The sequence below is a fragment of the Enterobacter cloacae complex sp. 277I4 genome (assembly GCF_050031465.1).
GTDB classification, from domain to species: Bacteria; Pseudomonadota; Gammaproteobacteria; order Enterobacterales; family Enterobacteriaceae; genus Enterobacter; species Enterobacter cloacae.
Map to the genome: position 1 here is coordinate 4,734,113 of NZ_JBLGWC010000001.1, position 11,520 is coordinate 4,745,632.

Consider the following 11,520-nt stretch of genomic DNA (forward strand, 5'->3'; position numbering starts at 1 on the left):
ACCGTTTTGCGTTTACCTCCATATGTTGACCTGCGTCTCATAATTTAAATTTTGCCCTCCAGGGTGATTCTCAATCACATCATGTTACCCGTATCATTCTCATGGGCACTAAACACACTCATAACAGCCGACTAAACTAAATAGTTTCCAAGGTATCAGTATTAGTGCCGTTAACCACTCTGTTCCCAGTTGGGACAACCGGAACGTGTCGTTGAAACAATGACGTTACCCATAACAATTCAAAGGCCAGGTAAATCATGCCATTAGTCATCGTTGCTATCGGTGTTGTGTTATTACTGCTCTTGATGATCCGTTTCAAAATGAACGGGTTTATCGCTCTGGTTCTGGTGGCACTTGCAGTCGGTCTGATGCAAGGGATGCCGCTGGTCAAAGTTATTAGCTCCATTAAAGCGGGTGTCGGCGGCACGCTCGGCAGCCTGGCGTTGATCATGGGCTTTGGCGCCATGCTCGGCAAAATGCTGGCGGACTGCGGTGGCGCACAGCGTATCGCCACCACGCTTATCGACAAATTTGGTAAGAAGAACATCCAGTGGGCAGTTGTGTTAACCGGTTTTACCGTCGGTTTCGCACTGTTCTATGAAGTGGGCTTCGTGCTGATGCTGCCGCTGGTCTTCACCATTGCGGCGGCGGCGAGCATTCCGCTGCTGTATGTCGGTGTGCCAATGGCAGCAGCGCTGTCCGTGACGCACGGCTTCCTGCCACCGCACCCGGGCCCAACCGCTATCGCCACCATTTTCCACGCCGATATGGGTAAAACCCTGCTGTTCGGTACGATTCTGGCCATCCCAACCGTGATTCTGGCAGGCCCTGTTTATGCCCGCTTCCTGAAAGGCATTGATAAGCCGATTCCGGAAGGTCTGTACAGCGCGAAAACCTTCACCGAAGAAGAAATGCCTGGCTTTGGCGTCAGCGTCTGGACCTCTCTGGTCCCGGTGATCCTGATGGCGATGCGCGCCGTGGCAGAGATGGTTCTGCCGAAAGGTCACGCGTTCCTGTCCGTTGCTGAGTTCCTCGGCGACCCGGTGATGGCCACGCTGATTGCGGTGTTGATCGCGATGTTCACCTTCGGCCTGAACCGCGGTCGTTCCATGGATCAGATCAACGACACGCTGACCTCTTCCATCAAAATCATTGCCATGATGCTGTTGATCATCGGCGGTGGCGGTGCGTTCAAGCAGGTTCTGGTCGATAGCGGTGTGGATAAATACATCGCGGCCATGATGCATGAAACCAACGTGTCGCCGCTTCTGATGGCCTGGTCTATCGCCGCAGTTCTGCGTATCGCGCTGGGTTCTGCAACCGTTGCGGCAATCACCGCGGGCGGTATCGTTGCGCCACTGATTGCCACCACGGGCGTCAGCCCTGAGCTGATGGTTATTGCCGTCGGTTCCGGTAGCGTGATTTTCTCACACGTGAACGACCCGGGCTTCTGGCTGTTCAAGGAGTACTTCAACCTGACTATCGGTGAAACCATCAAGTCCTGGTCCGCGCTGGAAACCATTATTTCGGTGTGCGGTCTGGTCGGGGTGCTGCTGTTGAATATGGTGGTCTGATGCCATAAGTCGGGTGGCGGCTTCGCCTTACCCGACCTACTCGCTCCATGTAGGCCCGGTAAGCGTAGCGCCACCGGGCAATAAAAAACCTGCCACTGGCGGGTTTTTTTATCACTTCTTCGCGACTGCTTTTCGCCGCTTATCCAAATCCTTAATCAGCCTGTTCACCCCGTCATCGGCAAACATCGTCTCAAGCGTGGTGGATAACTTGCGGCGCCAGTTCTTGTACTGATAGCTGGTGCCCGGGATGTTCACCGGCTCCGCCATATCAATCCAGTCTTCCGGCTGCAGGCCCAGCAGGGCGCTGTTGCTGTCGGCGATGTAGCGCTGCAATCCGCGGTTGAGCGTCGGCGTCATCGACATCAGCGACGCTTTATGCCCGGCGCGTTTCGGCAGACAGCCGTGCTTATGCAGTGCATCCAGCAGACCCTGCTTCGCCAGCTCGCGATCCTGATACAGGCCGCGAAGGACATCTTCATCCGGATAGAGACCCAGGGTTTTACCGAGCGTCAGATCGCCGCTTTCCCAATAGCCACGAAGCGTAGGAAGGTCATGCGTCGTCGCGACTGCCATTGACTGTTCAGGGTACGCTTGCGGCGCGCGGAAGGTTTTCTCATGGTCGTTTTCAAAATAGAGCACTTTATAGGAGTAAACGCCGCTGTCGCGAAGCTTACTGACGATTTCTACCGGCACGGTACCGAGATCTTCGCCGATCACCATGCACTGATGGCGCTTGCTTTCCAGCGCCAGGATCGACAGCAGATCGTCAACCGGATACTGAACATACGCCCCGTGATCGGCCGTCTCACCGTAGGGGATCCACCACAGGCGCAGCACCGACATCACGTGGTCGATACGCAGCGCGCCGCAGTTCTGCATGTTGGCGCGCAGCAGATCGATAAACGGCTCGTAGGCACGCGCCGCCATCACGTGCGGATCCATCGGCGGCAGGCCCCAGTTCTGGCCGAGCGGGCCCAGAATATCCGGTGGTGCGCCTACGGAGGCCTTCAGGCAGTACAGCTCACGGTCACACCAGGTTTCCGCCCCGCCTTCTGCCACGCCAACGGCCAGGTCGCGATACAGACCTATCGGCATCTTATAGCCCTGGCTCACCTGCCAGCAGTCGGCAAACTGGCTGTACGCCAGCCACTGCAGCCACAGGTAGAAGTCCACTTCATCGGCGTATTTTTTACAGAACGCTTTGACTTCAGGCGTGTCGACGGATTGATACGCCTCCGGCCAGACCGGCCAGCCCCAGCGCATTTCGTCCTCTTTCACCTGATACGCATGCAGCGCATCGAACGCCGCCTGCCAGTAGAGGCTCTCGCCCTCCTGCGCCACAAACTGACGGAAGGCGGCCATCTCCTCGTCATCTCGCTGAGAAAAGCCTTTCCACGCCAGACGCAGGGCAGCCATCTTCAGCGCCGTCACGGTGGAATAGTCCACCCAGTCTGCTTCGCGCGCCTGCTTCAGCGCCTGCTGAGTGGTGCTAAGTGCCCACCACGCCTGCGCTTCCGGGCTGTTTTTGAAATCGTCTAACGCATTCACGTCGATGTAAATCACGTTCAGCCAGCGACGGGACGACGGGCTGTACGGGCTGGCACTCTCCGGGTTAGCCGGATAGAGGGCGTGGATCGGGTTGAGGCCGATAAACGCACCACCGCGCTCCCCCACCGATGCCAGCATCTTTTTCAGGTCACCAAAATCGCCGATGCCCCAGTTGCTGTCAGAGCGCAGGGTGTAGAGTTGCACGCAGGCACCCCACAGCTTTTTGCCTTCGAGCAACGCCTGCGGCTCATAACAACGTTTTGGCGCCACGATCAACCGGCAGTGAAAGCGCAGCTCGTCCTGGGTGAGCGTTAGGGTGTGGTAACCCTCCGGCAGCTTCGCCGGAAGGGTGAGTGCTTTGCCGCCGGTGGCGTGGCCCTTGTGCTGATGTCCCTCTTCGGTGGTCAGCAGCCAGGTAAACTCGCCGCGTCCTTCCACCGCCAGCGACATCTTTTTGCCCGCGGTGAAGACTTTAACGTTCGGTACCGGCGTGGCCGACGCTTTCGCGTCGGTTTTGTGCATGGCATCCAGCAAACGTCTTTTGGTGTCGGCGCCAATAGACTGTGGTTTGCCGTGAGCATTAATGTAACTGAGGCTGATCCCCGCCGCCTGCGCGGCACTGTCCAGACGTTTACTCTCCATCGCGCTTCCTTAGCGTTTTGCCTGCCAGATACGAGTCTGATAATCCCGGATTGAACGGTCAGAGCTGAACATTCCGCAGCGGGCGGTGTTCAGAATGCACGCCCGGGTCCACGCTTCCTGGTCACGGTACAACACGTCGACCTGTTTTTGCGCTTCCACGTAGGCCGTGAAGTCCGCCATCACCAGATACGGGTCGCCACCGTGTTTGTCCATGCTGTGCAGCATCTGGTCAAACGCGTGCTTATCGCCATCGCTGTATTTACCGCTTTCCAGCTCTTTCAGCACCGCATCCAGCACTTTGTCCTTCTTACGCCATTTCACCGGATCGTAGCCTTTGGCCTTGAGGGCTTTCACTTCTTCAACGGTATGACCAAAGATAAAGATGTTCTCTTCTCCAACCTTCTCGGCAATCTCTACGTTCGCACCGTCTAGCGTACCAACAGTCAGCGCGCCGTTCAGCGCCAGCTTCATGTTGCCAGTACCGGACGCTTCTTTACCCGCGGTCGAGATCTGCTCGGAGATATCCGCCGCCGGGATCAGCATCTCTGCGGCAGAGACGCAGTAGTCCGGCAGGAACACCACTTTCAGCTTGTCGCCCACTTTCGGATCGTTGTTGATAGCCTCCGCCACTTTATTGATGGCGAGGATAATGTTTTTCGCCAGGTAGTAGCCCGGTGCCGCTTTCGCGCCGAACAGGAACACGCGCGGCACACGGTCAGCCTGCGGATTCTCGCGGATCTCTTTGTACAGCGCGAGGATATGCAGCAGGTTCAGGTGCTGACGTTTATATTCGTGCAGACGCTTAATCTGGATGTCGAAAATGGCGTTCGGGTTAATCTCGATACCGGTACGCGCTTTCACAAACGCCGCCAGACGCACTTTGTTATCCCGCTTGATGGCGCGGTACTGTTCGCGGAACTTCGCGTCGTCCGCGTATTTTTCCAGGTTGATCAGCTGGTCCAGATCGTTGGCCCACTCTTTCTTCAGCGTTTTGTCCAGCAGACCGGCCAGCAGCGGGTTGCACTGCTTGATCCAGCGACGCGGCGTGATGCCGTTGGTCACGTTATGGAATTTGGTCGGCCACAGCTGGTGATATTCCGGGAACAGGTCTTTCACCACCAGATCCGAGTGTAGCGCCGCCACACCGTTCACTGCAAAGCCGCTCACCACGCACATATTTGCCATGCGCACCTGTTTGTCATGCACCACGGCCAGCTTCGCCCAGACCGCTTTGTTGCCCGGCCAGGTTTTATCCACCAGCGTTTTAAACTGGTCGTTAATCTTGTTGATGATCTGCATATGGCGCGGCAGCAGCGTTTTCACCAGCTTCTCGTCCCAGCACTCCAGCGCTTCTGGCATCAGGGTGTGGTTGGTGTAAGCAAAGGTGCGGCTGGTGATCGCCCAGGCATCATCCCAGCTCAGCTGGTGCTCGTCGATCAGCACACGCAGCAGTTCAGGAATAGCGATGGTCGGGTGAGTGTCGTTAAGTTGAATCACTTCAAAGTCAGGCAGCTGTGCCAGCTTGCGGCCCGCCAGGTGGTGACGACGCAGAATATCCGCCACGGAGCAGGCGCACTGGAAGTACTGCTGCATCAGACGCAGTTTCTTGCCCGCCAGATGGTTGTCGTTCGGGTAGAGCACTTTGGTCAGCTTCTCGGCGTCGATGCCCTGCTGTTCAGCACGCAGGAAATCGCCGTCATTGAATTTGGTCAGGTTAAACGGATGCGCATGCTTCGCCTGCCACAGACGCAGCGGTTGCGCCACGCCGTTACGGTAACCCAGCACCGGCAGGTCCCAGGCTTCGCCGATAAACGTAAATGCCGGTTCCCAGAGACCCTGTTTTGATACTTTGCCGCCAATGTTCACCTGCACATCCAGCTGCGCGTTGTGGCGGAACCACGGGTAGGTGTTACGGTGCCAGTCGTCCGGCGCTTCCATCTGATGCCCGTCTGCAAATGACTGACGGAACAGACCGTATTGATAGTTCAGGCCGTAACCAATGGCCGACTGCCCAACCGTTGCCATCGAATCGAGGAAACAGGCCGCCAGACGTCCCAGACCACCGTTGCCCAGCGCCGGGTCAATCTCTTCTTCCAGCAGGTCGGTCAGGTTAATGTCATGTTCTTTCAGCACATCCCCAACCTCCTGATACCAGCCGAGGTTCAGCAGGTTGTTGCCGGTCAGACGACCGATCAGGAATTCCATCGAGATATAGTTGACGTGGCGCTGACCTTTTACCGGTTTTGCCAGAGGTTGAGCATCCAGCTGCTCTGCGAGCGCACCGCTCACCGCCTGCCACCACTGGTGAGGCGTCATCTCGTTTGCAGCATGAAGGCCAAAACGCTGCCACTGACGCGTCAGGGCAGCCTGGAATTGAGCTTTGTTGAAGGTAGGCTGTGACATAGGGGATCGGCATCCTTTAGAAAGAAAACACAAGTTGGCGCTAGTGTGCCTGGCTCATTTCTCCTCTTCCTCCTCCCGCAGGGGATTAGGCAGGGAGGAGTAGCGGGGATGAGCATAAAAGTGTGATCGAGGCCACTCTGAGAGCATAGTCGGAGTGTGTCAGGAAGATAAAAAGATAACCGGGAAGCGTGTCAGGAAAATGAAATGCAGTTTCGGGTGAAATTAAAACGCGCTGAAATGATTACTTACGTAGAATAATATTTCTGCAACCGGGTCAGACGAAGAAGATTATTAATTTCACTAAACTTTACCCCGCGTTTATTAAATTTGACGTCACTATACCTTTCTGAAACCAGTTTCAGCGCAGCCGCAGCACAGCCATACAAGCCAGCATTGACGCGGCATCACAGCCCTTTCCAGAAAGTTCCATCATCTCTCTGAATGTTTTGTGACAGAGTGCAAATTCAGAGCCACCAAAACCAGACATAACTTGCAATAGTTCTCTTTCTGGCCGACCTTATATCTATTAATTACGAAGCGCAAAAAAAATAAATTCTCTCGTTCCCCACAGTGAAGTGAAACCTATGTTGATTCCGTCTAAATTAAGTCGCCCGGTTCGTCTTGACCATACAGTGGTCCGCGAGCGTCTGTTGGCTAAACTTTCCGGCGCGCATAATTTCCGACTGGCGCTGGTTACGAGCCCTGCAGGTTATGGAAAAACAACGCTCATTTCGCAATGGGCCGCAGGTAAAAGCGATCTTGGCTGGTACTCCCTTGATGAGGGCGATAACCAGCAAGAACGTTTTGCCAGCTATCTGATTGCCGCCATTCAGCAGGCCACCAACGGGCACTGCGTGGCCAGCGAAGTGATGGTGCAAAAGCGCCAGTACGCCAGCCTGTCCTCCCTTTTCTCTCAGCTGTTTATTGAACTGGCTGAGTGGCACCGCCCGCTTTACGTGGTCATTGATGATTATCATCTGATCACTAACCCGGTGATCCATGAGTCCATGCGCTTCTTCCTGCGCCATCAGCCGGAAAACCTGACCCTGGTGGTGCTGTCGCGTAACCTGCCGCAGTTGGGCATTGCCAACCTGCGCGTGCGCGATCAACTGCTGGAAGTGGGTAGCCAACAGCTGGCCTTTACCCATCAGGAAGCCAAACAGTTCTTTGACTGCCGCCTGAACTCACCGATTGAGGCCGCTGAAAGCAGCCGCCTGTGCGACGATGTCGCCGGTTGGGCGACAGCGCTGCAGCTGATTGCCCTCTCCGCCCGGCAAAACAACAGCCCGACGCATCAGTCCGCGCGTCGCCTGGCGGGGATCAACGCCAGCCATCTTTCTGATTACCTGGTGGATGAGGTGCTGAACAGCGTCGATCCTTCGACCCGCCATTTCCTGCTGAAGAGCTCCCTGCTGCGTTCCATGAACGACGCGCTGATAGTGCGCGTCACCGGCTGCGAAAACGGTCAGCTGCAGCTTGAAGAGATTGAACGCCAGGGGTTGTTCCTGACGCGGATGGACGATCCCGGTGAATGGTTCAGCTATCACCCGCTGTTTGGCAGTTTCCTGCGCCAGCGTTGCCAGTGGGAGCTGGCGACTGAATTGCCGGACATCCACCGGGCTGCCGCTGAGAGCTGGATGGCGCAAGGCTTCCCGAGCGAGGCTATCCATCATGCGCTCGCCGCAGGTGATGCCGGTATGCTGCGCGATATCCTCCTCAACCACGCGTGGGGGTTGTTTAACCACAGCGAACTGACGCTGCTGGAAGAGTCGCTGAAAGCGCTGCCGTGGGAGAGCCTGCTGGAGAACCCGCGTCTGGTGCTGCTGCAGGCCTGGCTGATGCAGAGCCAGCACCGCTACAGCGAAGTGAATACCCTGCTGGCGCGTGCCGAGCAGGAGATGGAAAGCGATATGGATACCACCCTGCACGGCGAATTTAACGCCTTGCGGGCCCAGGTAGCAATCAACGATGGCGATCCGGAAGAAGCAGAGCGGCTGGCAATGGTCGCGCTGGATGAGCTGCCGCTGGCCAATTTCTACAGCCGCATTGTGGTGACGTCGGTACACGGCGAGGTGCTGCACTGTAAGGGTGAGCTGACGCGCTCCCTGTCGCTGATGCAACAAACCGAACAGATGGCCCGCCGTCATGATGTCTGGCATTACGCGCTGTGGAGCCTGATCCAGCAAAGCGAAATTTTATTTGCTCAGGGATTCCTGCAGGCGGCCTGGGAGAATCAGGAAAAGGCGTTCCAGCTGATTCGCGAACAGCATCTTGAACAGCTGCCAATGCACGAGTTCCTGTTGCGTATTCGCGCCCAGCTTCTGTGGGCGTGGTCGCGCCTGGATGAAGCAGAGAGCTGTGCCCGTCAGGGCGTAGAGGTGCTTTCCGGCTTCCAGCCGCAGCAGCAACTGCAGTGCCTGGCCCTGCTGGTGCAATGCTCGCTGGCGCGCGGGGATCTGGATAATGCCCGCAACCACCTGAACCGTCTGGAGAACCTGCTCGGCAATGGTCAGTATCACAGCGACTGGGTTTCGAACGCCGATAAGGTGCGGGTGATTTACTGGCAGATGACGGGTGATAAGAAATCCGCCGCCAACTGGCTGCGCCAGACGCCAAAACCTGAATTTGCAAATAACCACTTCCTGCAAAGTCAGTGGCGAAACATTGCCCGCGCGCAGATCCTGCTCGGTGAGTTTGAGCCGGCTGAGATTGTGCTGGAAGAGCTGAACGAGAACGCCCGCAGCCTGCGTCTGATGAGCGATCTCAACCGTAACCTGCTGCTGCTTAACCAGCTCTACTGGCAGGCCGGGCGTAAAAATGATGCCCAGCGCGTGCTGCTGGAGGCGTTGCAGCTGGCGAACCGTACCGGGTTTATCAGTCACTTTGTGATTGAGGGCGAAGTGATGGCTCAACAGCTGCGTCAGCTTATTCAGCTCAACACGCTGCCGGAGCTGGATCAGCACCGTGCCCAGCGCATCCTGCGCGAGATTAACCAGCACCATCGCCACAAGTTCGCCCACTTCGACGAGAACTTCGTTGAACGCCTGCTGAACCATCCGGAAGTGCCTGAACTTATTCGCACCAGCCCGCTGACGCAGCGCGAATGGCAGGTGCTGGGGCTTATCTATTCAGGCTACAGCAATGAGCAGATTGCCGGTGAGCTGGCGGTGGCGGCAACCACCATCAAAACGCATATCCGCAATCTGTATCAGAAGCTGGGCGTGGCGCACCGTCAGGATGCGGTGCAGCATGCGCAGCAGTTGTTGAAGATGATGGGGTATGGGGTGTAGGTTTGTGCGGGCTGATGCCCTCACCCCGGCCCTCTCCCACAGGGAGAGGGAGAAAGGCGTCTCAACATAACTCTAACTGCACATTATTATCTTTAATCACCTGCATCACGCCCGCCGGTGGCATCACATCGGTATAAACCGCATTTACCATGCTGATGCTGCCCATGTTGACCATCGCGTTACGGCCAAATTTGGAGTGGTCCACCACCAGCATCACGTGACGTGAGTTTTCAATGATCGCGCGCTTGGTGCGCACCTCGTGATAATCAAACTCCAGCAGTGAGCCGTCGCTGTCGATGCCGCTGATCCCCAGAATGCCGAAGTCGAGACGGAACTGAGAGATAAAATCGAGCGTCGCTTCACCAATGATGCCGCCGTCGCGGCTGCGCAGTTCGCCCCCGGCGAGGATGATGCGGAAATCATCTTTCTGCATCAGGGTATTGGCCACGTTCAGGTTGTTGGTCACGATGCGCAGGTTTTCGTGATCCAGCAGCGCATGGGCGACCGCTTCAGGCGTGGTGCCGATATCAATAAACAGCGTCGCCCCGTTGGGGATTTGGCTCGCCACTTTACGGGCAATGCGCTCTTTCTCTGCCGTCTGCGTGGCTTTGCGGTCATGCCACGAGGTGTTAACCGAACTGGACGGCAGCGCCGCCCCGCCGTGATGGCGCAAAATACGGTTTTGATCGGCAAGATCGTTCAGGTCGCGGCGGATGGTTTGTGGGCTGACGGCAAACTGTTCCACCAGCTCTTCGGTGCTGACGTATCCCTGTTTTTTTACCAGTTCGATAATGGCGTCATGACGTTGTGTTTGTTTCATGAAATATCCCTGGGAATTATGTTCGTTTTCGCGCATGGAGCGTGTCGGCAAACGCCATTGCCAGCCCGACGGCAAGCCCGGTGACGTGTGCACCATTGGCGATAGACATACCAAACAGATCAAACCATCCGGCAATTAGCCATATTAACGCAAAGGTTATCAATCCGCGCTGCAGATAGATGCCACTTTCGGGGTAGCGCTCGCCTCTGAGCCAGACATAGCCCATCAGGGCATACACCACGCCGGATAAACCACCGAACCACGGGCCGCTGAATTTATGCTGCACATAGCCGCTCAGCAGGGCGCTGATAAGGGTGATAACAATCAGCTTGCCGCTGCCCAGACGCTTCTCCACCGCGCCACCGAGATACCACCACCACAGCAGGTTAAAGAGAATATGCATCACCGAGAAGTGCATCAGCGCGTGGGTGAAATAGCGCCAGACGTCAAAATCGAGAGACGGGTCGTACGGCCACGCAAGCGCGATCATCACGCTCTGGTCGCCCACCACGTTCATAATGATGAAGACGATAATGCAGGCCGCCATCAGTAGCAGCGTAAACGGACCTGCGCGCTCGCGAATGGTGGCAAGGAAGGGGAAGCGCCGATAGTGCAGTCCGCTCCCCGTCTGCCCCGACTGCCAGCTCGCGGCCAGATAGCGGGGGTCGCCGGGATTTTCAAGAAAGCGGGCCAGTTCAGCATTCACGCGATCGGCCTGGCTTTCATCCGCCAGCCAGATATCGGTTTTCGTGTGCTGCTGAACGGTCAGGATGATGCCCTGGGTTGCCATATAGTCGACAAACGCCTGGGCGACGCGCGGATTGGTAAAAGAGGTGATCATCAACATGGGTGGCGGTCGCTTATTTCCACACAAAAGGGGACAGTATAGCGGGATCAGCGCTCAAAAGCGTATTCCACTTCTGCCGGGAAATGACGATGCCAGGCATCGAAACCGCCGTCGACGCTGTAGACCGCATCATAGCCCTGCTGAATAAGGTACTGCGCCGCACCTTTGCTGCTGTTGCCGTGATAGCACATCACCATCACCGGCGTATCGAAGTCGTTATCGCGCATAAACGCGCCCAGCGTATCGTTGGTGAGGTGGAACGCACCCGGGGTGTGGCCCATCGCAAAACTCTGCGGATCGCGGATATCCACCAGCACCGCCGTTCCCTGGTGCATCTTCTGGTGGGCTTCTTCTACGTTAATACATTCAAACTGATCCATGGTGTTCTCTTTCGAT

General features: G+C 56.6%; 7 protein-coding genes. 2 read left to right on the forward strand and 5 right to left on the reverse strand.

The features are described from left to right. The first annotated feature begins 257 nt into the window (after positions 1-257). On the forward strand, positions 258-1,574 hold the full coding sequence (gene gntT, locus ACQG19_RS23115; protein ID WP_013099097.1) for a gluconate transporter: 1,317 nt from the start codon (positions 258-260) through the stop codon (positions 1,572-1,574). A 111-nt stretch (positions 1,575-1,685) separates the two neighbouring features. Here gntT and malQ read toward each other — a convergent pair whose 3' ends face one another. After that, the gene (malQ, locus tag ACQG19_RS23120; RefSeq protein WP_023619865.1) at positions 1,686-3,764 is read right to left on the reverse strand and encodes a 4-alpha-glucanotransferase; all 2,079 of its coding nucleotides are present in this window, start codon (positions 3,762-3,764) and stop codon (positions 1,686-1,688) included. Between the two features lie 9 nt (positions 3,765-3,773). Then, entirely contained in the window at positions 3,774-6,167 is a 2,394-nt protein-coding gene (malP, locus tag ACQG19_RS23125) for a maltodextrin phosphorylase (protein WP_023619866.1), read from the reverse strand. Positions 6,168-6,751: 584 nt separating this feature from the next. Here malP and malT point away from each other — a divergent pair. Beyond that, positions 6,752-9,457: an HTH-type transcriptional regulator MalT gene (gene malT / locus ACQG19_RS23130; RefSeq protein ID WP_222169119.1), complete on the forward strand. Its 2,706-nt coding sequence runs from the start codon at positions 6,752-6,754 to the stop codon at positions 9,455-9,457. Positions 9,458-9,518: 61 nt separating this feature from the next. Here the strand turns inward: malT and ACQG19_RS23135 are convergent, their stop codons facing one another. From ACQG19_RS23135 to glpE, 3 genes are read right to left on the reverse strand one after another with little or no spacing between them, the layout of a single operon-like run. After that, complete coding sequence (locus tag ACQG19_RS23135) at positions 9,519-10,277, reverse strand: DeoR/GlpR family transcriptional regulator (protein ID WP_013099103.1); 759 nt, start codon at positions 10,275-10,277, stop codon at positions 9,519-9,521. Between the two features lie 16 nt (positions 10,278-10,293). After that, complete coding sequence (gene glpG / locus ACQG19_RS23140) at positions 10,294-11,124, reverse strand: rhomboid family intramembrane serine protease GlpG (protein WP_246932330.1); 831 nt, start codon at positions 11,122-11,124, stop codon at positions 10,294-10,296. A 47-nt stretch (positions 11,125-11,171) separates the two neighbouring features. Beyond that, positions 11,172-11,504 (reverse strand): thiosulfate sulfurtransferase GlpE, encoded by a 333-nt coding sequence (gene glpE, locus ACQG19_RS23145; RefSeq protein WP_014833569.1) that lies wholly within the window; start codon positions 11,502-11,504, stop codon positions 11,172-11,174. Positions 11,505-11,520: the final 16 nt, after the last annotated feature.

Bases quoted from the DNA above. Each gene is read 5' to 3' on its own strand.
- ACQG19_RS23135 (WP_013099103.1), bottom strand. From the start codon at position 10,277: ATGAAACAAACACAACGTCATGACGCCATTATCGAACTGGTAAAAAAA.
- malT (WP_222169119.1), top strand. From the start codon at position 6,752: ATGTTGATTCCGTCTAAATTAAGTCGCCCGGTTCGTCTTGACCATACA.
- malP (WP_023619866.1), bottom strand. From the start codon at position 6,167: ATGTCACAGCCTACCTTCAACAAAGCTCAATTCCAGGCTGCCCTGACG.
- malQ (WP_023619865.1), bottom strand. From the start codon at position 3,764: ATGGAGAGTAAACGTCTGGACAGTGCCGCGCAGGCGGCGGGGATCAGC.
- glpE (WP_014833569.1), bottom strand. From the start codon at position 11,504: ATGGATCAGTTTGAATGTATTAACGTAGAAGAAGCCCACCAGAAGATG.
- glpG (WP_246932330.1), bottom strand. From the start codon at position 11,124: ATGTTGATGATCACCTCTTTTACCAATCCGCGCGTCGCCCAGGCGTTT.
- gntT (WP_013099097.1), top strand. From the start codon at position 258: ATGCCATTAGTCATCGTTGCTATCGGTGTTGTGTTATTACTGCTCTTG.